Origin of the sequence: Oryzobacter telluris (assembly GCF_043099285.1) — a bacterium.
In the GTDB taxonomy this organism is placed as follows: domain Bacteria; phylum Actinomycetota; class Actinomycetes; order Actinomycetales; family Dermatophilaceae; genus Oryzobacter; species Oryzobacter telluris.
Map to the genome: position 1 here is coordinate 2,901,177 of NZ_CP170723.1, position 21,447 is coordinate 2,922,623.

21 protein-coding genes are annotated in these 21,447 nt (G+C 74.2%); 8 read left to right on the forward strand and 13 right to left on the reverse strand.

Annotation, left to right across the window (positions count from 1 at the left end; translation table 11 throughout):
* Nucleotides 1-20 precede the first annotated feature (20 nt).
* Nucleotides 21-1,934, reverse strand: coding sequence for an acetolactate synthase large subunit (locus ACFLFB_RS13395; protein WP_392542676.1), 1,914 nt, complete (start codon nucleotides 1,932-1,934; stop codon nucleotides 21-23).
* 310 nt (nucleotides 1,935-2,244) lie between these two features.
* Here ACFLFB_RS13395 and ACFLFB_RS13400 point away from each other — a divergent pair, with 310 nt between their 5' ends.
* Nucleotides 2,245-2,634 (forward strand): SMI1/KNR4 family protein, encoded by a 390-nt coding sequence (locus ACFLFB_RS13400; protein WP_392542677.1) that lies wholly within the window; start codon nucleotides 2,245-2,247, stop codon nucleotides 2,632-2,634.
* A 250-nt stretch (nucleotides 2,635-2,884) separates the two neighbouring features.
* On the opposite strand, the gene ACFLFB_RS13405 is transcribed toward ACFLFB_RS13400, so the two are convergent.
* Genes ACFLFB_RS13405 through ilvD form a run of 3 tightly spaced genes read right to left on the reverse strand, consistent with a single transcriptional unit; the run spans nucleotide 2,885 to nucleotide 6,984 of the window.
* A complete protein-coding gene (locus tag ACFLFB_RS13405) occupies nucleotides 2,885-4,516 on the reverse strand; it encodes a hypothetical protein (RefSeq protein WP_392542678.1) in 1,632 nt (543 codons plus the stop codon).
* A gap of 4 nt (nucleotides 4,517-4,520) precedes the next feature.
* Nucleotides 4,521-5,279, reverse strand: a complete 759-nt coding sequence (locus tag ACFLFB_RS13410; RefSeq protein WP_392542679.1) for an ABC transporter ATP-binding protein — start codon at nucleotides 5,277-5,279, stop codon at nucleotides 4,521-4,523.
* Nucleotides 5,280-5,283: 4 nt separating this feature from the next.
* Nucleotides 5,284-6,984 (reverse strand): dihydroxy-acid dehydratase, encoded by a 1,701-nt coding sequence (ilvD, locus tag ACFLFB_RS13415; RefSeq protein ID WP_392542680.1) that lies wholly within the window; start codon nucleotides 6,982-6,984, stop codon nucleotides 5,284-5,286.
* A gap of 95 nt (nucleotides 6,985-7,079) precedes the next feature.
* On the opposite strand from ilvD, the gene ACFLFB_RS13420 reads away from it, so the two are divergent.
* The 4 genes from ACFLFB_RS13420 (at nucleotide 7,080) to ACFLFB_RS13435 (ending at nucleotide 10,431) form a co-directional block, all read left to right on the forward strand.
* The gene (locus tag ACFLFB_RS13420; protein WP_392542681.1) at nucleotides 7,080-8,366 is read left to right on the forward strand and encodes a hypothetical protein; all 1,287 of its coding nucleotides are present in this window, start codon (nucleotides 7,080-7,082) and stop codon (nucleotides 8,364-8,366) included.
* A 6-nt stretch (nucleotides 8,367-8,372) separates the two neighbouring features.
* A complete protein-coding gene (locus ACFLFB_RS13425; protein ID WP_392542682.1) occupies nucleotides 8,373-8,960 on the forward strand; it encodes an RNA polymerase sigma factor in 588 nt (195 codons plus the stop codon).
* Complete coding sequence (locus tag ACFLFB_RS13430) at nucleotides 8,953-9,681, forward strand: hypothetical protein (RefSeq protein ID WP_392542683.1); 729 nt, start codon at nucleotides 8,953-8,955, stop codon at nucleotides 9,679-9,681. Before ACFLFB_RS13425 ends, ACFLFB_RS13430 begins: the two co-directional genes overlap by 8 nt.
* A gap of 90 nt (nucleotides 9,682-9,771) precedes the next feature.
* Nucleotides 9,772-10,431, forward strand: coding sequence for a hypothetical protein (locus ACFLFB_RS13435; RefSeq protein WP_392542684.1), 660 nt, complete (start codon nucleotides 9,772-9,774; stop codon nucleotides 10,429-10,431).
* Nucleotides 10,432-10,450: 19 nt separating this feature from the next.
* Here the strand turns inward: ACFLFB_RS13435 and ACFLFB_RS13440 are convergent, their stop codons facing one another.
* The 4 genes from ACFLFB_RS13440 to ACFLFB_RS13455 are packed head-to-tail and all read right to left on the reverse strand — an operon-like array spanning nucleotide 10,451 to nucleotide 14,481.
* Nucleotides 10,451-11,065: a hypothetical protein gene (locus ACFLFB_RS13440; RefSeq protein ID WP_392542685.1), complete on the reverse strand. Its 615-nt coding sequence runs from the start codon at nucleotides 11,063-11,065 to the stop codon at nucleotides 10,451-10,453.
* Nucleotides 11,062-11,715: a hypothetical protein gene (locus ACFLFB_RS13445; protein ID WP_392542686.1), complete on the reverse strand. Its 654-nt coding sequence runs from the start codon at nucleotides 11,713-11,715 to the stop codon at nucleotides 11,062-11,064. Before ACFLFB_RS13445 ends, ACFLFB_RS13440 begins: the two co-directional genes overlap by 4 nt.
* Entirely contained in the window at nucleotides 11,712-12,398 is a 687-nt protein-coding gene (locus ACFLFB_RS13450; protein ID WP_392542687.1) for a hypothetical protein, read from the reverse strand. Before ACFLFB_RS13450 ends, ACFLFB_RS13445 begins: the two co-directional genes overlap by 4 nt.
* A 22-nt stretch (nucleotides 12,399-12,420) precedes the next feature.
* On the reverse strand, nucleotides 12,421-14,481 hold the full coding sequence (locus ACFLFB_RS13455; protein WP_392542688.1) for an MMPL family transporter: 2,061 nt from the start codon (nucleotides 14,479-14,481) through the stop codon (nucleotides 12,421-12,423).
* Between the two features lie 161 nt (nucleotides 14,482-14,642).
* Here ACFLFB_RS13455 and ACFLFB_RS13460 point away from each other — a divergent pair, with 161 nt between their 5' ends.
* Nucleotides 14,643-15,074, forward strand: coding sequence for a MarR family winged helix-turn-helix transcriptional regulator (locus ACFLFB_RS13460; RefSeq protein WP_392542689.1), 432 nt, complete (start codon nucleotides 14,643-14,645; stop codon nucleotides 15,072-15,074).
* Complete coding sequence (locus tag ACFLFB_RS13465; RefSeq protein ID WP_392542690.1) at nucleotides 15,071-16,045, forward strand: SDR family NAD(P)-dependent oxidoreductase; 975 nt, start codon at nucleotides 15,071-15,073, stop codon at nucleotides 16,043-16,045. The genes ACFLFB_RS13460 and ACFLFB_RS13465 overlap by 4 nt, the downstream gene beginning before the upstream one ends.
* Here ACFLFB_RS13465 and ACFLFB_RS13470 read toward each other — a convergent pair.
* The 4 genes from ACFLFB_RS13470 to ACFLFB_RS13485 all read right to left on the reverse strand — a co-directional run bounded on the left by ACFLFB_RS13470 (nucleotide 16,003) and on the right by ACFLFB_RS13485 (nucleotide 19,042).
* Nucleotides 16,003-16,560, reverse strand: coding sequence for a hypothetical protein (locus tag ACFLFB_RS13470; protein ID WP_392542691.1), 558 nt, complete (start codon nucleotides 16,558-16,560; stop codon nucleotides 16,003-16,005). The two genes, ACFLFB_RS13465 and ACFLFB_RS13470, sit on opposite strands and share 43 nt — an antisense overlap.
* Nucleotides 16,557-17,441 carry a class I SAM-dependent methyltransferase gene (locus ACFLFB_RS13475; RefSeq protein WP_392542692.1) on the reverse strand — a complete coding sequence of 295 codons (885 nt, stop codon included), beginning with the start codon at nucleotides 17,439-17,441 and terminating at the stop codon, nucleotides 16,557-16,559. The genes ACFLFB_RS13470 and ACFLFB_RS13475 overlap by 4 nt, the downstream gene beginning before the upstream one ends.
* Nucleotides 17,442-17,497: 56 nt before the next feature.
* A complete protein-coding gene (locus ACFLFB_RS13480) occupies nucleotides 17,498-18,397 on the reverse strand; it encodes an NADP-dependent oxidoreductase (protein ID WP_392542693.1) in 900 nt (299 codons plus the stop codon).
* Nucleotides 18,398-18,508: 111 nt separating this feature from the next.
* Nucleotides 18,509-19,042: a SixA phosphatase family protein gene (locus tag ACFLFB_RS13485; protein ID WP_392542694.1), complete on the reverse strand. Its 534-nt coding sequence runs from the start codon at nucleotides 19,040-19,042 to the stop codon at nucleotides 18,509-18,511.
* A 108-nt stretch (nucleotides 19,043-19,150) separates the two neighbouring features.
* On the opposite strand from ACFLFB_RS13485, the gene ACFLFB_RS13490 reads away from it, so the two are divergent.
* On the forward strand, nucleotides 19,151-19,834 hold the full coding sequence (locus ACFLFB_RS13490; RefSeq protein ID WP_392542695.1) for a DUF937 domain-containing protein: 684 nt from the start codon (nucleotides 19,151-19,153) through the stop codon (nucleotides 19,832-19,834).
* Nucleotides 19,835-19,918: 84 nt separating this feature from the next.
* On the opposite strand, the gene gatB is transcribed toward ACFLFB_RS13490, so the two are convergent.
* Nucleotides 19,919-21,445 carry an Asp-tRNA(Asn)/Glu-tRNA(Gln) amidotransferase subunit GatB gene (gene gatB / locus ACFLFB_RS13495; RefSeq protein ID WP_392542696.1) on the reverse strand — a complete coding sequence of 509 codons (1,527 nt, stop codon included), beginning with the start codon at nucleotides 21,443-21,445 and terminating at the stop codon, nucleotides 19,919-19,921.
* Between the last annotated feature and the right edge of the window lie 2 nt (nucleotides 21,446-21,447).

Below are 21,447 nucleotides of genomic sequence, written 5' to 3' on the forward strand. Positions count from 1 at the left end.
AGTGCTCCTTCGTCGGGCCGTCAGTGGCCGTCGTGGTCGGCGTCGGTGGGCTGCTCGATGGCCTCTGACTCCTCGCGGTCCCACTGGGGCGCGGTGTCGCGGGCGACCTGGATGAGGTCGTTGCTCACGCCGGCGGGGACCATCGGCCACACCATGGCGTCGCGGTGGACGACGAAGTCGACGACGACCGGTCGGTCGTTCACGGCCATGGCCTGGCGAATCGTCTCGTCGACGTCCTCCGGTCGCTCGCACCGGAACCCGGCGCACCCGTAGGCGTCGGCGAGCTTGACGAAGTCGGGGACGCGGGAGCCGACCGAGGTGTGCAGGTCGGTGTTGGAGTAGCGCTCGTTGTAGAACAGCGTCTGCCACTGGCGGACCATGCCGAGCGAGCTGTTGTTGATGATCGCGACCTTGATCGGGATGTTGTTGATGACGCAGGTGGCGAGCTCCTGGTTGGTCATCTGGAAGCAGCCGTCGCCGTCGATCGCCCAGACGGTGCGGTCGGGCTCGGCGACCTGCGCGCCCATCGCGGCGGGGACCGCGTAGCCCATGGTCCCGAGGCCACCGGAGTTCAGCCACGCGTTGGGGCGCTCGTACTCGACGAACTGGGCCGCCCACATCTGGTGCTGGCCGACGCCCGCGACGTAGATCGCCTCCGGGCCGACGATCGCCGAGAGACGCTCGATCACGTACTGCGGTGCGAGAGTTCCACCTTCGGGCACGGTGTAGCCGACCGGGAACGACTCCTTCCACCCCGCGACGCGCTCGCGCCACTCGGTGTAGTCGCCGCCCTTGCCGGCGTCGATGTCGGCGTCGAGCGCCTCGATGAGGTCGGTGATGACCGCCTTGCAGTCGCCGACGATCGGGACGTCGGCACGCCGGTTCTTGCTGATCTCGGCCGGGTCGATGTCGGCGTGGATGACCTTCGCGTCGGGGGCGAACGTCTTCAGCTGGCCGGTGACCCGGTCGTCGAAGCGCGCACCCAGCGCGATGAGGAGGTCGGCCTTCTGCAGGCCGGTGACGGCCGACACCGAGCCGTGCATCCCGGGCATCCCGAGGTGCAGCGGGTGGCTGTCGGGGAGGGCACCACGCGCCATCAGGGTGGTGACGACGGGGATCTGCGACAGCTCGACGAGGCGGCGCAGCTCCTCGCTGGCCTTGGCCCGGATGACGCCGCCGCCGACGTAGAGGACGGGGCGCTCGGCCTCGGCGATGAGGCGCGCGGCCTCGCGGATCTGCTTGCTGTGCGGGCGGGTCACGGGCCGGTAGCCGGGCAGCTCGATCCGCGGCGGCCACGAGAACGTGGTGCGGGCCTGGAGCGCGTCCTTGCTGATGTCGACGAGGACCGGTCCGGGCCGGCCGGTGGAGGCGATGTGGAAGGCCTCGGCGATGACGCGCGGGATCTGGCTGGCGTCGGTGACGAGGTAGTTGTGCTTGGTGATCGGCATCGTGATGCCGCGGATGTCGGCCTCCTGGAAGGCGTCGGTCCCGATCGAGGCCGAGCTGACCTGGCCGGTGATCGCGACGATCGGCACGGAGTCCATGTGCGCGTCGGCGAGCGGGGTGACGAGGTTGGTCGCGCCGGGGCCGGAGGTCGCCATGCAGACGCCGACCTTGCCGGTGGCGGCGGCGTAGCCCTCGGCGGCGTGGCCCGCGCCCTGCTCGTGGCGGACGAGGATGTGCCGCACCTTGACCGAGTCGAGCAGCGGGTCGTACGCCGGGAGGATCGCGCCGCCCGGGATGCCGAAGACGGTGTCGACGTCCATCGCCTCGAGGGAGAGGACGAGGCTCTGCGCGCCGGTCACCTCGATCGGGGTACGGGCGCGGGCCTGCTGCGCGACCTGCGCGGGGCTCGGGGCGGGGTGACCGCTCGGCGCGCTGGGGGGCGCGGCGCTGGTCGGGGCCACCGGGATCGCCGGCTTCGTGTCAGTCATCGGGGGTCACCGTTTCTCGTCGTCGCCGCTCGGTGCGGCCGTCGTCCGTGCACAAAAAAACCCTCCAGTCCCGTGACGGGACGACGGAGGGAGCGCGTCTGGAGAGAGGTCAGACGCGCTGTCGAAGTACGAGGACTCGGGCCACGGGACCACTCTCCCTCCGCCCCCATGACGTGTCAACCGGCGAGACGGGCGGTCCCACGATCCGGGACCGCTGGCCGACCCAGTCCCCGACCACGCTTCCGACCGAGTCCCCGACCACCTCGGCGTCCACGTGCACGTCAGTCGCACCTCCGGGAGACTGCCGGTCGTGAGCGACCCCAGCCCCAACGCGGAACGTCTGCGGATGAATCCACCAGCGACCACCGACCAGCTCGCACGAGCCGAGATCGCCCTGGGAACCCTGCTCCCTGATGAGCTGGTTCGGCTCTATCGGGCCGCCAACGGCCAGTACAGCGTCCACGGGCACTGGTGGGTCGTCTGGCCGTTGAGCAACCTGATGGAGGCTGACGCGTGGCTCCGTCCCGTCGACGGCTACCTCGTCGAGTGGATTCCCTTCGGTGACGACGGGACGGGGGACCCGTACTGCTTCCATCGCACGAGCCAGTGGATCACTCGACTGAGCATGACGGACCTTGCGCACGAGCGAGTGGCCGCCGGGCTTCCAGACTTCTGGACGATGGTGCTCTCACGCGTCTAGCGCTCACCCGACCCATGGGCACTGGCCGAAGGGGTGGGACCACCGACAGGACATGGTCGGCACCTGGGGGGCGGGCGACGCTCGGCTCACGACCGAACGGACACGCTCTGCCTGTCGCCGTGCTCAACCGACCCGGTGGAGGGCGCGAAGGGTGGCTCGTGGCCCCGTCGAGCGCTCCCGAGGAGCCCTTGGCCACCCCTGGCGATCGCGGGCCGCCCTCAGGTGGGGTCAGGCGAGAGGTTCGGCGGTGTCAGATCTGGGACTGGCCGAGCTGGCCGAGCAGCTCGGGTCCACGGCGGTCGAGCCGCCGGCCGCCCACCACCACGCCGAAGGCCAGCAGGCCCACCGCGTAGACGCAGCTCACCGCGAGGGTGACCCACTGCCCCACCGCCGACCCCCGGGTGAGGAAGGCGGCGACGACGACCGGCAGCACGAGGATCGCCGGCCCGACGAAGGACAGGATGGCCGTGAGGCAGCCCTGGGCCGCCCCACCCGACGAGGCGGCGAACGGGTTGCCGCCGGTGCGCGGCGCGGTCCCGGGGAAGAAGGCGCCCACGAGCACCGCCAGCCCCAGGCTCGCGAGGAACGCGGTGATGCAGATGGAGAGCCACGGCACCGGCAGCGTCACCGCGCCGATGAGCACCCCGACGCCCCACGTGAGGAGCAGCGCCGGCCCGTAGACGACGATCGAGGCCAGCGCCCGGCCCAGCCGGTCCTCCCAGCCCTTGACCCCCACGGCCAGGTGCAGCCACCACGCGGGCCCGTCGAAGGCCAGGTCGTTCATCAGGCTGAGGCCGGCGAGCACCCCGAGCATGACGACGCCGGTGCCGGCGAGCAGGTTGCTGCCGGTGACCATCGCCTGGAGCACGAAGAACACGGGGAGCACGGCGGTCCGCAGGGCGATCGAGACCAGGCGGCTGTCGCGGTACCAGGCCCGCGTCCGGCGGGCCGCGATCGTGGCGGTCGGCGACGTCCCGAGCAGCGCCGGGAGGAAGCGACCGCGGCCGATCCGCTGCCCGCCCGAGCTCGACAGCGGCGAGGTCAGCGCCCGCGAGAGCTGGTACACCCACACCCGGTAGAGGAGGACGACGAAGGCCACGGCGAGGGCGAGGTGCACGACGGCGTTGCCCCACCGGCCCTCGGCGACGTCGAACGGCAGGCCCCAGGCCCAGCCGACCGGCGTCCACGACGCCACCCACGCCGAACCCCGGGCGTCGAACGCGAGGATGTCGAGGAAGAGGCTGTCGGTGGCGAGCGCCAGGTTCAGGCCCATCGGCAGCGTCGTGACGAGCGCGACGACGACGGCGCCGGTGACGCGACCGGTGCGGGACGTCATCACCCGGGCCAGGGTGCTCGTGACCGCCCGCGAGATGAGCACGGCCGTCGCGACCCCGAGCACCGCCGCCGCCAAGGCGGCCAGCGCCGTGACCGCGTGACCCGACCACGACCCGACCTGCGCGAGGGAGAGACCGACGAGGAGGACCGCCGGGACACCGGTGAGACCCGCCGCGAACAGGCCGGGGGCGAGCTCGCCGGCGCGCAGCGGCAGCACCGAGAACCGCGCGGGGTCGAGGGTCGCGTCGGCGCCGGCCGCGACGAGCGAGAGCACCCCCCACGACAGGGTCACGGCCGTGAAGAGGGGCACGGTGAGGGCGACGATCCGCAGTGGCTGGCGCGAGAGCAGGACCAGCGCCGGGCCCAGCAGGACCAGCAGGCCGAGGGCGCCCAGCACCCCGAGGATCGAGGAGACGAGGTGGATCGTGCTGCGGCGCATCGAGGTCCGCCACATCGACAGGCGCAGGCGCACCACGGTGGAGAGGACCCCGCGCGTGCCGGTGGGGCCCGTCCGCACGACCGGCTCCGTCAGCGCCTCCGTCGCCACGACGTCAGCCGAGCCAGTCCAGGCCGTCGCCGCCGGCGTCCTGCGCCCCGACGAGCTGGAGGAAGCGCTCGTGCAGCGACCCGCCGTTGCGCAGCCCGGCCACGGTGTCCTCGGCGAGGACGCGTCCTCCGGCGATGACGGCGACGCGGTCGCACAGCCCCTCGACGAGCTCCATGACGTGGCTCGACATCACGACGGTGCCCCCGTTGGCGACGTAGCGCCGCAGGATGGTGCGGATCGTCTGCCCGGACACGGGGTCGACCGCCTCGAAGGGCTCGTCGAGGACGAGCAGCCGTGGGGCGTGGATGAGGGCGGCGGCGAGGCTGATCTTCTTCACCATGCCGGCCGAGTAGTCGGCGACGACGGTGTTGGCGTCGAAGCCGAGGTCGAGGACGGTGAGCAGCTCGTCGGCGCGCTCGGCGACGACCTCGAGCGGCATCCGGCGCAGCGCGCCGACGTACTGGAGCAGCTCGCGCCCCGAGAGCTGCTCGAACAGGCGCATGCCGTCGGGGGCCACGCCCATCGCGGCCTTGGCCGCCGCCGGGTCGGCCCACACGTCGATGCCGAGCACCCGGGCGACGCCGTCGTCGGGACGCAGCAGGCCGGTCGCCATCGACAGGGTCGTGGTCTTGCCGGCGCCGTTGGGGCCGACCAGCCCGTAGAGCGACCCGCGCGGCACGACGAGCGAGAGCCCGTGGACGACGCGACGTCCGCGGAACTCCTTGACGAGCCCCTGGAGCTCGAGAGCCGGTCCCCCCGGCACCGGATCAGTCACACACGGCGCCGGTGCTCGCGCTCTGGACGAGCTTGCGGTACTTGGCCAGCACCCCGCGGGTGTACTTCGGCTCGGGGTGGGTGACGCCCTCGGCCCGGCGGCGGTTCATCTCGGCGTCGTCGACGAGGAGGTCGAGGGTGCCGTTGGCGACGTCGAGCCGGATGCGGTCGCCGTCGTGGACGAACGCGATGGGGCCCTCGTCGACGGCCTCGGGGGCGACGTGGCCGACGCACAGGCCGGTGGTGCCTCCGGAGAAGCGGCCGTCGGTGAGGAGCAGGACGTCCTTGCCCAGGCCCGCACCCTTGATGGCGCCGGTGACGGCGAGCATCTCGCGCATCCCCGGTCCGCCCTTGGGGCCCTCGTACCGGATGACGACGACGTCGCCGGCCGTGAGGGTGCCGTCCTCGACCGAGTCCATCGCGGCCCGCTCGCCGTCGAACACGCGGGCGGTGCCCTCGAACACGTCGGAGTCGAACCCGGCCGACTTCACGACCGCGCCCTCGGGCGCGAGCGACCCGGTGAGGATGGTGATGCCGCCGGTGCGGTGGATCGGCTCGGACATCGCGCGCACGACCTTGCCGTCGACGTCCGGGGGCGCGATGTGGGCGAGGTTCTCGGCCATCGTCTTGCCGGTGACGGTGAGCGTGTCCCCGTGCAGGAGACCGGCATCGAGCAGCGCGCGCATGACGACGGGGACGCCGCCGACGCGGTCGACGTCGGTCATGACGTACTGCCCGAACGGCTTGACGTCGGCGAGGTGCGGCACCTTCGCGCCGACGCGGCGGAAGTCCTCGAGGGTGAGGTCGACGTCGGCCTCGTGCGCGATCGCCAGCAGGTGCAGCACGGCGTTGGTGGAGCCGCCGAAGGCCATGACGACGGCGATGGCGTTCTCGAACGCCTCCTTCGTCATGATGTCGCGGGCCGTGATGCCGCGGCGCAGCAGCTCGACGACGGCCTCGCCCGACTTGCGGGCGAACCCGTCGCGGCGGCGGTCGGTGGCGGGCGGGGCGGCCGAGCCGGGCAGCGACATCCCCATCGCCTCGGCGACCGACGCCATCGTGTTGGCGGTGTACATGCCGCCGCAGGCGCCTTCGCCGGGACAGATGGCGCGCTCGATGGCGTCGACGTCCTCGCGGCTCATCAGCCCGCGGGCGCAGGCGCCCACTGCCTCGAACGCGTCGATGATCGTCACGGTGCGCTCGGAGCCGTCGGACATCTTCGCGATGCCCGGCAGGATCGAGCCGGCGTAGAGGAAGACCGACGACAGGTCGAGGCGGGCCGCCGCCATCAACATGCCGGGCAGGGACTTGTCGCACCCGGCGAGGAGGACCGAGCCGTCGAGCCGCTCGGCCTGCATCACCGTCTCGACCGAGTCGGCGATGATCTCGCGGCTGACGAGGGAGAAGTGCATGCCCTCGTGGCCCATCGAGATGCCGTCGCTGACCGAGATGGTCCCGAACTCGAGCGGGTAGCCGCCGCCGGCGTGGACGCCGTCCTTGACGGCCTTGGCCAGCCGGTCGAGGGAGAGGTTGCACGGGGTGATCTCGTTCCACGAGCTCGCGACGCCGATCTGCGGCTTGGCGAAGTCGTCGTCCCCGAGCCCTACCGCACGCAACATCCCTCGCGCGGCGGCCTTCTCGAGGCCGTCCGTCACGTCGCGGCTGCGCGGCTTGATGTCGGGGGTCGTCGTCATGCGCCCATCCTAGGTTTCGGCCCGCGCCCCCGTCCGGCCGTTCCGGCGGCCGGTCGCCGACGTCCTGAACCGGGTCTGGCCCTACGATCCTGCGGGTGGGGACCCTGGGGGCGATGGTCGTGTCGGCGCTCGCCGTGCTGCGTGACGCGGCACGGCTGCTCGCCGGGCAGTGGCCGACGCTCGCGTCGATCTCGCTGCTCGGCATCATCGGCCACAACGGGTTCCTCTGGTTCGCGGTCTGGCTGAGCGGGCACCAGGGCCTGGCCACCGCGATCCTCCTGCCGCTGGTCCCCATCAGCTCGCTGGTGGCCCTCGTCCTCATGCTCCGCCACGCCGGCCGGCACGAGCCGACCCTCGCCGGCCTCGTCGAGGACGCGCCGGGGTCGCGCCTCCAGGCCCGCCTCGTGCTGCTGGCGAGCACGCTGATCCCCTTCCTCACCCTGTACGTGGCGCAGGACCGCCTCGAGCAGGACCGCCGCGCCTTCGTCAACACCGCGGTGGCCACCGAGTTCATCACCGCCGACTTCTGGAACCCCGACCGCGACACCGGTCGCGGTGCCCTCGTCGTGGGCGCCACGCTCTTCGGCCTCGTGGCCGTGGCGTTCGTGCTGCGGACGGCCCTCGACCGCTTCTCCCTGCCGGCCCGCCACCTCTCGTGGGGGATGCTCGCGGCGTACGTCGAGGTGCTGTGGCTCTTCCTCCTCGCCAGCCAGGTCTCGGCGTACAAGGACGGGATCCGCACCTGGCTCGAGCACCGGCGGCTCAGCGCCTGGGCGCTCGAGCAGTGGCAGTCGGTGACCGCGCAGCTGGGCCCGCTGACCGCGCCGGTGCGCGACCTCGGGCGCCAGGCGGTGGAGGTCGTCGCGAACGCCGACCAGACCGTGGTGCTGCCGATCGCCTGGCTCACGGTGGGCGCGGTCGTCTTCGGCCGCGACCTCGTGCCGCCGAAGGGCCGCGACCGGTCGCCGCGCTGGCGCCAGCGGGTGCCGCGGTGGGCCGACCGCGGTGCCGTGGAGGCGACCCGCAGCGTGGCCGACCGCTTCGGCGCCCTGGCCCGCGGGGTGCGGCTCCTCGCCGTCGCCGGCCTGCTGCCGATGCTCCTGTTCTGCGTCGCCTTCCTCGTGGCCGGGCAGGCCGGCACGCTCGTCGACGAGGGGGTGCGCGCCCTCCTCGGCCCCCGCGACGGCGAGGCCGTCATCTCCTGGTCCCCGGTGCTCGGCATCCTCGGCCAGGTCACCCGCGACGTCGTCGTCGTGTGCCTGCTCGCCGCGGCGCTGGGGCGCGTCGTCGCCGGCCTGCGGGCGACCGAGGACCTCGTCCCGGAGGACGTGGCACCGGCCGACGTGCGCGAACCGGGAACCCCGGGCAGCCTCACGGTGTAGTGCTGGGTGGCGACATCCACCCCGACCCACGAGAGGGGTTCGTCGATCGACCGGCTCGTCGAGGCAGACGCCCTCGCCCGCGTGCGTGCGGGTGAGGCGTCGGCGTACGCCCTGCTGGTCCGCGAGCACGGGCCGATGGCTCGTCGCCTCGCGGTGCTCTCGGGCGCCGGGCCCGACGCCGACGACGTCGTCCAGGAGGCGTTCGTCAAGGCCTACCGGGCGCTGCCGCGCTTCCGCACCGGCGAGCCGTTCCGGCCGTGGCTGCTGCGGATCGTCGTCAACGAGACCCGGAACCTGCGCCGGGGATCGTCCCGCCGCGCGGGCCGGGAGGAGCGCGACGCCATCGACGGGGCCCGCGTCGTCGAACCGCCCGGCGACCCGGCCGAGGCGGCCGTGGCGGCGGAGCGCCGCTCCCGTCTGCTCGCGGCCGTCCGCCGCCTGCCCGAGCCCTCGCGCGAGGTGGTGGTCTGCCGCTACCTCATGGAGCTGACCGAGGCCGAGACCGCCACGGCCCTCGACCTGCCCGCGGGGACCGTCAAGTCGCGCCTGTCCCGGGCCCTGGGGCACCTGCGGGAGGAGCTCGCCGATGACTGAACCGTCCGACGTCCTCGAGCGCGAGCTCCTCGCGCTGGGCCGCGCCCTCGAGGTCGACGCGCCCCCCGCCGACCTCGCGGACGTCGTCCTCGCCCGGGTCACCGCACCGGTCCCCCTGCGGCCACGGCCGCGGCGGCGCCTGCTCGCTGCCGCCGTGGCGGCGCTCGTCGCCCTGGCCCTCGTCCCCCCGGTGCGGGCCGCGGTGGTCGAGCTCCTGCGGATCGGCGGCGTCGAGCTCGGCCGCACCACCACGCCGTCGCCCGTTCCGTCGACCTCACGGCCCGCCGGTCAGGGCCTGGGCTCGCTCGAGGACGCCCGCCGCCGGGTCGACTTCCGCGTCGCGACGGCCACGGCGCTCGGTACGCCCGACCGGGTCGCCCTCCTCGAGGACGGCCGCGTCGTCACCCAGACCTGGGGGGACGGCCCGACCGCGCGGTACCTCGACGCGTTCGACGGCACGCTCGACTGGGGCTACCTCAAGGGCGTGTGGTCCTCGCTGCAGCCCGTCACCGTCGGAGGCCGCGACGCCGTCTGGCTCGATGCCCCGCACCTCACCCAGTGGGTCGACCGCAGCGGCGAGACCCGTTCCGCCGCAGCGCGGTTGGCCGGGCCCACCCTCGTGTGGACGACCTCCGGCGGAGGCGGACCGGACGTCACCTACCGCCTCGAGGGAGTGGCCGACCTCGCCGAGGCGCTGGAGATCGCCCGCTCGGTGCGCTGACGGCCGGTGCGGAGCGGAACCCCGGGAGCCGCGGCGGTGTACCCGTGTCGTCGCGACCCGTGGGAGGTCGCCCGGACCGGAGGTAGCCCCGTGAGACCCGACCGACACCGCGCCGTCCTCGCCGTCCTCGTGACGCTGGCCCTCCTGGGCTGGGCCGCGCCGACGGCCTCCGCCGGGGGCCCGACCTCCGTCCTCCTCGTCAACGTCACCGACGGCCGCACGGCCTCGGCCCACGTCAGCCAGCCGAGGTACGACCAGGTCTGGCGGGCGTTCGACCAGGGCCTCGGCCCGGTGGTGACCGAGGGCACGCCCAGCGCGGAGGCGAACGCGGAGGTGCGCGCCACCTGGCTGATCCACGACGTCACCCCGTGGCGACTCGACTCCGTGTACCGCGTGGGCTCCGACCTCTGGGTGCTGACCCAGACCGACGAGTCGGGGACCGGGACCCTGTGGGACGCCCCTGAGCGCTGGCACCACCTGACCGGGACGGACGCGACCGCGCTCGACGACCTGCTCGGTGGCCTCGGGATCGTCGGTGCGGCGACCTCCGCCGGCTCGGCCGGTCCGGTGGCGACCTCGCCACGGGTGGTCAGCCCGGTTCCCGCGTCGGACGAGGGCCTCCTCGCCGACTGGCGGCTGGCGCTCGTCGCCGCGCTCGTCGGGGTGGGACTTGGCCTCCTCGCCGGACGGATCGGCGCTGCTCGGGCCCGCCGCGACCTCGACGGGCGGCTCGACCCGCTCCCCCAGTGACCGGGCGTGGCCGAAGCGGTCAGTCCCCGGCCGGCAGCGGCCAGTCGGCGTAGAGGTGGAGGTCCGGGCTGACCCGGACCTCCATCGGCACGGCGCCCTCGGGGACGAGGAAGACGGCGTCCCTGTCGTACTCGGCCGGCCTGGTGGACTCCTTGTCGGCGTCCATGTCGAAGCCACTCGGGTTCTGCACGTCACGGGGCTGGCACGAGGCGAGGTCGAGGGTGCCGCCCTCCAGCGCCCTCGTGCCCGCGGCGTACTCGCGTCCACGGGTGTCGCGCAGCAGGACCTGGCAGACCGAGAGCACGGACGTCGGGTCTGCCGCCACGTGGACGCGGACCCGCCAGGCGTCGAAGCCAGGCGGCACCGGGACCTGCTCGTCACCGGACAGCAGCACGGTGGTCGACGGCACGGTCTCGACGTGACGGACCGAGAAGCGCAGCGGGACACGGCCGCTCTGCAGCTCGACGGTCGTCTCGAAGTGCGCCGTCCCCCGGTCGTCGAGGGAGACCTGCTCGAGCATCGCGTAGGGAAACCAGAGGTCGACGACCCGCTGGCCGCTCGCGACGACCGCGAGCACGAGGAGCACCGGCAGGGCGACCAGGGCGCGGCGCTGGGAGCGGAGGAAGGTGGTCACGAGGCGTCCGCCCGCGCGCCGGTCGTCGGCTCGATCTCCGGTGGCGCGGACCCGTCGACGCGGTCGGTCCGTGCCGCCCATCGACGGACCTCGTCGGCACCGATGCCGAGGTCGATGTCGGCCATGTCGTCGCCCCGGACCTCCCGGCCCGAGCGCGCCACCCTCAGGTGCGACCCCGCGGCGGCCGCAATGGCCACCTCGAACGACACGACGCACTCGGACTCGACGCCCGGAACCGGTGCGGCACAGAGCAGCTCGTTGCGTCCTCCGAGCGTGAGCTCCCGGCCCCGACCGTCCACCAGGGTGGCGTGGCGCAGGGGCTCGGCGTCGAGGGTGGGGGTGACCGACAGGCGGGTCACGACCCACAGGCCGGGCGACTGCATCGGCGCGTCGGCACCGCGGTCGAGGACGGGGGCTCCGTCGACCGAGCGGGGCGTGAGCTCGGCGTACCGGAGCGTGACGGTCTCGCCCACGGACACCGGGCGCAGGAACGGGCGGCCGAACACCACGCGCTCGTCGGCCGTGAGGGAGTCGACCACGCGGCCTGCGGCGAGGGCGGCCACGACGAGGACGAGCGTGAGGAGACCGCGGCCCAGCGGCGGTCGGGTGCGCGAGCCCGCTCCGGGGGCCTCGGCGGTGTCGGCGGTCACGACGACGGCTCCGGTGCCGGCGCGAACTCGGTGACCGGCACGGTGACGCGCACGGCGGGCGTGGTGTCGAACCAGGCGAAGTCCTCGTCGACGTTGCTCTGGCGCCACTGGTGGCGGTTGAGCACCACGGTCACCTCGTCGGGCACCGAGGCCGACGAGACCTGCTGGAAGAGGACCACCACGGGGTAGGTCAGCCCGGGGGCGATGTCGCCCATCCCCTCGGCGTCGTCGCCCGACAGCAGCTGCGTGGGGACGACCTCCGCGGGGCGCGCGGGCACCTCGTCGCCGTCACGGTGGTACGGCCCGACGAGGCCGTCGGCCCCCTCCAGCCGGACGAGGTCGCGCAGCGTCTGCCACGGCACGGAGGACTCCACGTCGTCGCGCACCGACACCTTCAGGCTGACGAGCAGGTAGCGACCGACGGGCTTCGGCACCGACGCGACACCCAGGTCGGTGCCGGCGCGCACCCGCTCGACCGTGACGCGGAACGGCTCGACGGCCAGCGACCTCCCGGTGGGGGCGGTCGCCGGCGGCTCGTCACGGCTGTCGTCGAGCCCGCCGAAGGCGCCGCTGCCGAGGAGGACGACGAGCACCAGGCCCACGCCGTACTCGCGGTAGCTGCGCCCCGCGGCCCACGTGCGCGCTCCGGACAGCACGCGGCTGCCCCGTCCCCCGGACCCCATGGGCGCCAGTATGCCCGGTCGCTCACACGGCCGCGGTGACCTCCTCGCGCGTCGCCTCGGGGGCCGGTGCGGGGAAGCGGCGGGGCCACCAGAACCGGTCGCCGAGGATGAGCCCGATGGCCGGCACGAGGACGGTGCGCACGAGCAGGGTGTCGAGCAGGACGCCGACGCAGATGACGACGCCGAGCTGCGCGAGCACGACGAGCGGCAGCACCCCGAGCACGGCGAACACGGCCGCGAGGAGGATGCCCGCGCTCGTGATGACACCGCCGGTGGCGGCGAGAGAGCGCAGCATCCCGGCCCGCGTGCCGTGCGTGCGCGCCTCCTCGGACGCCCGGGTCACGAGGAAGATGTTGTAGTCGACGCCGAGCGCCACGAGGAACACGAACGCGAGGAGGGGCACCCCGTCATCGAGGCGCTCGAACCCGAGCACCTGGGTGAACAGCACCCAGCTGATGCCGAGGGCCGCCAGGTACGTGCCCACCACCGTGGCGACGAGGACGACGGGCGCGACGACCGAGCGGAGCAGCCCGGCCAGCGCCACGAGGACGAGCCCGAGGATGAGCGGGAGGATGACGAGCCGGTCGCGGTTCGAGGCCTCCGAGGCGTCGAGCGCCTCCGCCTCGGTCCCGCCGACGTGCGTGTCCGGGGTGTCGGCGACCGCGGCCCGCACGGCGCGCACGGCGTCCTCCGCGTCGGTGGATCCGGGTGCGGCGTCGAGGACGACGGCGAGCTCGGACACGCCGCCACCGCTGACGGTCGGGCGCACCGATCCGACGCCCTCGACTGAGCCGAGGGTGGCCGCCAGTGCGGTCGGGTCGGCCGTGGTGACGACGAGCGTGGGGTCTGCGCTGCCGGCCGGGAAGGACTGGGCCAGGCGCTCCCCCGCCGCGATGGCCTCGGGCTTCTGGAGGAACTGGTCGGCCCCGTCGAGGCCGGCCCTGATCTGCGTGGTTCCGGCGGCGGCGACGGCCAGACCGAGGACGGTGACGACGACGAAGACCGCCGGGCGACGGGCGACGGTGTCGCCGACGCGGCGCCACAGCGAGCGGGAGTCGGCGAGGCTCGCCTGCCCGACGTGCGGGACCTTGGGCCAGAAGATCCACCGGCCGAAGACGACGAGCGTGGCGGGCAGGACGAGGAGGGCGAAGGCGGCGGCGACGACCACGCCCACGGCGCAGGCGAGCCCCAGCCCGCGGGTGGCGGGGAACAGCGAGAGCAGGAGGGTGAGCAGGCCGAGGACCACGGTCGAGGCGCTGGAGACCACGGCCTCGGTGGTGCGCCGCACGGCGTGGGCCATCGCGGCCCGGCGGTCGGGGGTGGTGCGCAGCTCGTCGCGGTAGCGGGAGATGAGCAGCAGGGCGTAGTCGGTGCCTGCACCGAAGACGAGGACCGAGAGGATGCCGACCGTCGACTCGTCCCAGACGACGTCGACCGCCGCCAGCGTGTGGGTGGCCAGCACCGCGGCCAGCTGGTCGGCGACACCGACGACCGTCAGGGGGACGAGCCAGAGCAGCGGGCTGCGGTAGGTGATGACGAGGAGCAGCGCCACCACCGAGGCGGTCGCGGCGAGGAGCCGGACGTTGGCGCCGTCGAACACGGCGGCGAGGTCGGCCTGCACGGCGGCCGGGCCGGTGACCTGCGCGGTGAGTCCGTCGGGGAGGTCGGCCTTGACGACCTCCCGGATGTCCGCGACGAGCGCGGCGGTCTCGGTGGCGTCGTTCGCCGAGACGGGGACGACGACCGTGGCGGCGGTGCCGTCGTCGCTGACCGTGGGCGGCGCTCCCACCGCGCCCGGGACGGCCTTGGCGCGCTCGGCCACCGTCGCGAGGTCGGCCGCCGACAGGCGCTCACCCTCCCGGCTGAACAGGACGACCGCCGCGGACCCCTCCTCCTCGGGCAGCTGGGCGCGCAGCTCGGCCGCGGCGCGGCTGTCGGAGCCGAGCGGCAGCTGCGCCGTCGAGGTGTCCGGCTGCGCGGCCTGGCCGATGACGCCGATGACGGCGCCCGCGCCGAGCAGGGCGGCGAGCGCGAGGATCCCCGCCACCCACCGCCGCGTGATGAGGTCAGCGACCCTGCCCATCGATGGTCTCCCTTGCTACAGTGGTCATTCAGAAGATGATTCATCAAGTTACTAAGTAGGTGAGCGATATTACGGATGACGCGGCCCCGGGCGCAACCCGGGCTTCGACAGCCCCCTCGGCGACCGGCCGGGCTGACGGCCCCGCGGGCGTGGAGTCCGTCGTGCCCGGGTACCGCCGCTCTCCGTCGCTCGAGGCGCTCCAGGAGCTCGTCGACGTCGCGGGGCAGGTCCCCCACGAGGTGGCCCGGAAGGCCGGGCTGTCGGTCAGCGAGCTGCACTCCCTGCGCCACCTGATGAACGCGCCGATGGGACCGGTCGAGCTGGCCCGCGAGCTCGGGGTCACGTCCGCGGCGTCCTCGGGGGTAGTGGACCGTCTCGTCGGCCGCGGGCACGCCGAGCGCCGACCGCACCCGGACGACGGTCGCCGCACCGAGGTCGTCATCACCGACTCGGGTCGCCTGGAGATCCTCACCCGGCTGGCGCCGATGTTCGTCGGCCTCGCCGAGATCGACTCGGCCCTCACCGACGACGAGCGCGAGCTCGTCGAGCGGTACCTGCGCGGCGCCACGGCCGCCATGCGGGCCCTGATGTGAGCGGGCTCGCCGCGTCGGGCTCGCGCGCCCTCGACACCCTCCTCGACCGCACGGTCGCCCCGGGCTTCACGTCCCTCGGTCACGCCGTGCGTCGGCGACTGCCGACCTGGCCGGACGACCCGCGCCCCGGCGCGCTCGCGGGCCGGCACGTCGCCGTCACCGGGGCGTCCTCCGGGCTGGGCCGGCGCACCGCCCTCGACCTCGCCGCGCTCGGGGCGTCGGTCCACCTCGTCGTGCGGGACACCTCGCGCGGCGACCGCGTGGCCGCCGAGGTGGATGCGGCGACGAGCCCCGGCACGGCCCGGGTCTGGCGCTGCGACGTCTCCGACCTCGACTCCGTGCGGTCCTTCGCCGCGGCCTTCCTCGACACCGGGCTACCGCTGCGCGCCCTGGTCCACAACGCCGGGGCCCTCCCGGAGCAGCGCACCGAGTCGGCCCAGGGCCACGAGCTGACCCTGGCGCTGCACGTCCTCGGACCGGTCCTCATGTCCGAGGTGCTGCTCCCCGCCCTGGCCGCCGACGCCGGCCGGGTCGTCCTCGTCACCTCCGGGGGGATGTACACCCAGGCCCTGCCCGCCGACCCCGAGTACCGGCACGGCGAGTACTCCGGCGCCGTGGCCTACGCGCGCAGCAAGCGCGGGCAGGTCGAGCTGCTCCCGGTCCTCGCCGCTCGGTGGGCGTCGCACGGCGTCTCGGTTCACGCCACCCACCCGGGCTGGGCCGCCACGCCGGGCCTCGACGCCTCCCTCCCCCGGTTCGCCGCCGCGCTGCGCCCCGTCCTGCGCAGCGACACGGCGGGGGCCGACACGACGACCTGGGTGGTCGCGTCCGAGCCGGCGCCGCCGTCAGGCCTCCTCTGGCACGACCGGGCCCGGCGCCCCACGAGCGTGCTGCGCCGCACCCGACCGACCGGCGCCGAGCGGTCCCGCTACTGGGACACCGTGCGCGAGGCGACCGGCCTGTCGGCCTGAGGCCGCCGCTCCGCCCACCAGAGCCGGCCGGACAGGGGCTCCACGACGAGCACCGCGGCCAGGGCCAGCAGGCACCCGACGACGACCACGGGATCGTGCGCGCGCGCCACCCCCACGCCGACGCCGACCGCGGCCACCAGCGGGCGGACCAGGGTGAAGGGCCCGAGGACCATGGCCGAGGCGAGGTAGCCCGAGCGCCAGTCGAGGACGACGTACACCGCGAGGGCGAGGAGCGTCAGCGCCGCGTACGGCAGGAACACCACGAGCATCCCCGTCCCGGCGCGGACGTAGGCGTGGGCCGGCCACGCACCCGGACCGAGGGCCTGGACGCCCGCGACGACGCCCACCGGGGCGAGGAGGACGGCCATCAGCCCGAGGCCACGGCGGGCCGCGAGCCGGTCGCGCACGCGGTGGTCGACGAGGCCGGTGCGCCCGAGCGAGGACCGGAACCCGGCGAGGGCGCCGTCGAGCAGCCCGAGCCCTGCCAGGGCCACGGCGACGAGGACCACGCTCACCGCCGCACCCCCACGAGCGGGCGCAGGACGTCGAGGGCGCGCGGGTGCCAGCGCGGCCCCTCGACGACGTCGTGGTCGTAGGCGGGGGCCCCGGCCGAGGCCGCGGCGAGGAGGGTCTCGGCGGGGTGGGCCCGGCGGGCCGACAGCACGCCGTCGTGGCGGGAGACCGGTTCGCGCATCCGGGCCCGGTGGAAGACCCACGAGCCGACCGTCGACCACACGCACGGGACGATGTCCCAGTGGGCCCAGGCGACGACGCCGAGGTCGGCCTGCGCGCGGAACAGGGCCTCGAGCTCGGCCGGTGTCAGGTGGTGCAGCACCCCGACCGAGATGACGACCGTGCGCGACGGATCGTCCACGGCCACACCGGGTTCCAGCGCGTCGCCGTGGACGAAGCGGCACCGCAGGCCCTCGACCCCACGCAGCCGGTCGGCCTCCGCGACGAGGGCGGGGTTGAGGTCGACCCCGACCAGCTCGACGTCCGGGCCCAGCTCGCCCGTGTGCGCCAGCGACCGCACGAGGTGGCCGATGCCGCAGCCGAGGTCGACGACCCGCACCGGGCCGCCCCCGTCCCCGCGAAGCCCGTCGACGACCGGGCCGAGGACGGCGGCGACGCGGCGCGCCATCTGCAGCTCCTCCCCCAGCCGGGAGAGCTCGCGGTGGACCCGCACGCCGAGGGCGTCGACCTCGGCGGGGTCGAGGAGGTCGCCGTCACCCTCGTCGCCGCGCAGCAGCGGCAGGCGGGCGGCCACGCGGACGGCACCCGACTGGCCCGACGCCGTGAGCCGCGCGACGACCTCCGACCGGCGCACCGGCAGCGGCCGGCCCCGGGCGTCGGTGCGCCAGAGCAGGTCGGTGATCTCCACGCGGTCGGCCCCCACGCGAGGAGTCAAGCAGGTCGGTCCCGGGTCGCGACGCCGATCGACGACCCACGCCCTCAGGGGACGGTGAGGACGACCTTGCCGCGCACGTGGCCGCCGGCGCTCAGCGCGTGGGCGTCGCCGGCCTGGGCGAGCGGGAACACCTGCTGGACGGGCATGGTGAACCGGCCCTGCTCCCGCAGCGCCACGGCCTCGCCGAGTGCCTGGTACTGGCGGCCCATCGAGGTGTCGACGACGTGCACGGGCGAGCCGTACCGCGAGAAGTCGACGAGCGTCGCGACCCTGGCCGGGTCCCCCGTGATGGCGATCAGGTCGTCCACCGCGTCGCCGGCGAGGTCGAAGGCGCCGTCGACGTGCGGGGCCAGCCCGGCCACCCGCTCGACCAGGCCCGGCCCGTAGGTCGTGGGGAGCGCCCCCATCGAGCGCAGGTAGGCGTGGTTGCCCTCGCTGGCCGTGCCGACGACGGTGTGGCCGCGCCCGACGGCGAGCTGGGTCATGGCGGTCCCGGTCCCCCCGGCGGCACCGTCGATGACGATGGTCGCGCCCTCGGGGAGGTCGACCCGGGCCAGCGAGCGGGCGGCCGCCTCGACGGCGAGACCGAGGCCCGCGGCCTCCTCCCACGACATCGAGTCGGGGCGGACGACGGCGTGGTCGAGCACCGCGTACTGCGCGCTGGTGCGCTCGCCGAGCCCGAATACCCTGTCCCCCAGAGCGATTCCCTCGACGCCTTCCCCCACCTCGTCGACGACCCCGGCAGCGTCCGTGCCCGGGATCGAGGGGAGCTCGAGGGGCACCATCTCGGCGAGGTAGCCGGCCCGCAGCTTCCAGTCGAAGGGGTTCACGCTCGCGGCGGCGACGGCGATGCGGACCTGACCGGGTCCCGCGTGGGGCTCCTCGGCCTCCGCCACGTGGAGGACCTCGGGCCCCCCGTACTCGTCGAACTGGAGGGCGAACATGGCGGCTCCTCGCCCGCGCCCGTCGCAGCGCCCGTGGGACCACGGGTCGGGAGGGTGCGACCGACGACCATCCTCGCGCCGTCGGGTCCGGGCCACCATGGCCCGGTCGAGTCACTCGGAGTCGTCGCGGCAGACGTGGAAGCGCTCGAGGCGGGCGTCGCCGACGTCGAGGTCGGCCCAGCGCCCGGAGTAGTGCAGGACCGCGAGGGCGCAGGTGGGGAAGCCGCCGGCCATCGCCTGGTGGCCGTCGGTGCTGCCCTCGCCGTCGCACAGCAGCTCGGCGAGGCTCGGGATGCCGGGGGCGTGGCCGACGACCATGACGACGTCGGCGTCCTCGTCGGCCTCGCGGACGACCTCGAGCAGCCGGTCGGTGGTGGCGTTGTAGATCCGGCGGTCGAGGTGGATGGCGCTCTCGGGGCAGCCGGCGTCCCAGATGCCCTGCGCCGTCTGCTGGGTGCGCTCGGACGTCGAGCACAGGACCTCGTCGACGCCGATGCCGTGCTCGCGCAGCCAGTGGCCGGCGGCGGCGGCGTCGCGGCGACCCCTCGGGGTGAGCTCGCGCTCGTGGTCCTCGTCCCAGCGGTCCTGCTCGGCCTTGGCGTGCCGGAGGAGGACGAGGGTTCGGTCCTGCGCTGCCCGGGTCATACCCCCGATGATGCACCCCCGACCGCACCCGTGTCGCGGGCGGCGGGTCGGGGCTAGGGTCGGCAGCGGGGGCGGAAGAGGTCCGCCGTGCCGGAAGGACGTGCCGCCGTGTCCGCAGTCGACGAGATCCTCGCAGCCCTCCCCGTCGAGGAGGTGGCGCGCCGGTCCGGGTGCTCCCCCGACGAGGTCCGCACCACCGCCGCGGCGATCGTGCCCGCGCTGCTCGGCGGGATGCAGGCGAACGCCGCCCACCCGTCCGGCGCGACCTCGCTCGTCGAGGCACTGGGCCAGCACGACGACGACCTGCTCTCCGGCGGCGCCGACCTCGGGCAGGTCTCCGTGGCCGACGGCCAGGTCATCTCGCAGCACGTCTTCGGCGACCAGCAGGACGAGGTCGCCGCCCGTCTCGGGGGCATCCCGGGAGTCGGTGGCGCCGGGTTCGGCGGGGCGATCGTCAACAAGCTCATCCCCATCCTCGCGCCGATGGTCCTGTCCTGGCTGGCGAACAAGGTCCTGCGCGGCGGCGGGTCAGGATCGACCACCACGCCCTCGACGCCCTCCGCGCCGGCCCCGTCGGGAACCGGGACGCCCTCGCTCCCCGGCGGAGGCGGTGGCGCGGCCCCGGGGTCGCTGGAGGACCTCCTGCGCGACGTCCTCGGCGGCGCCACGTCGGGCGGAGCCTCCCCGGCCCCCTCGGGTGGCTCGACGCCCGGAGCCGGCTCCTCGGGGATCGACGCGGGCAGCATCATCAAGGACGTGCTCGGCGGCATCCTCGGCAACGGCCGCCGCTGACCCTCCGACCGATGGCGCTCGACGAACGCGCGGAGGGGGTCCGGGCGTTCGTCCAGCGCAGTCAGTCGCGGTGGACGGGTCGGGTCAGGACTGGCCGAGCTTCTCGAGGATGATCGCGCGGGCCGCGCCGGCGTCGGCCTGGCCCTTCATCTCCTTCATGACCTGCCCGATGAGGGCGCCGACGGCCGCGACCTTCCCGTCGCGGATCTTGTCGGCGACGTCGGGGTTGGCCGCGATGACGGCGTCGACCGCGGCCTCGAGGGCACCGGTGTCCTGCGACAGCGCCAGCCCGCGGGCGTCGGCGACCTCCGTCGGCGTCCCCTCACCGGAGAGCACGCCCTCCCAGGCCTGGCGCGCCATCGAGTCGTTGAGGCGGCCGGAGGTCACGAGGCCCTCGAGCTCGACGACGTGGGCCGGCGTGATGCCCAGCCTCGCCGCGTAGGTGGGCACGTCCTGGCCCTCGGCGTTCGCGCGGCGGGCGACCTCGCCGGACCACCACTTGCGCGCCGCGCCGGGTGACGCCCCCGCGGCCACCGTCTCCTCGACGAGCTCGACGAGCCCGGCGTTGACGACGTCGCGCATCTCGAGGTCGGCGAAGCCCCACGAGGTCTGCAGCCGCTTGCGACGGGCCGCGGGCGGCTCGGGCAGCGTCCCGCGCAGCGCCTCGACGGTTTCCTCGGAGGGGGCGACCGGGACGAGGTCGGGCTCGGGGAAGTAGCGGTAGTCCTCGGCGTCGGACTTCACGCGCCCCGCCGTGGTGATGCCGGTGTCCTCGTGCCAGTGCCGGGTCTCCTGTACGACCGACCCGCCGCCGGTGAGGATCGCGCCGTGGCGGCCGACCTCGTAGCGCACCGCCCGCTCGACCGAGCGCAGCGAGTTGACGTTCTTCGTCTCCGACCGCGTCCCGAGCACCGAGGCGCCCTTGGGCATGAGCGAGAGGTTGACGTCGCAGCGCATCGAGCCCTGCTCCATCCGCACGTCGGAGACCTCGAGCGCCTTGAGCAGGTCGCGCAGCGTCGCGACGTACGCCTTGGCGATCTCCGGCGCGCGCTCCCCCGCTCCCATCATCGGCTTGGTGACGATCTCGATGAGGGGGATGCCGGCGCGGTTGTAGTCGACGAGCGAGTGCGTGGCGCCGTGGATGCGGCCGGTGGAGCCGCCGACGTGCAGCGACTTGCCGGTGTCCTCCTCCATGTGCGCGCGCTCGATCTCGACGCGGTAGGTGGTGCCGTCATCGAGCTCGACGTCGAGGAACCCGTTGAACGCGATGGGCTCGTCGTACTGCGAGGTCTGGAAGTTCTTGGGCATGTCCGGGTAGAAGTAGTTCTTCCGCGCGAACCGGCACCACGGCGCGATGGAACAGTTGAGCGCCAACCCGATCCGGATGGCCGACTCGACCGCCTTCTCGTTGACCACCGGCAGCGCGCCGGGCAGGCCGAGGCACACCGGGCAGACCTGGGTGTTGGGCTCGGCGCCGAACTCGGTGCGGCAGCCGCAGAACATCTTCGTCGCGGTGTTGAGCTCGACGTGCACCTCGAGCCCCATGACGGGGTCGAAGAGGGCAAGGGCGTCGTCGAACGAGATGGTGGGCTCGGTCGCCTGGGTCGTCATCG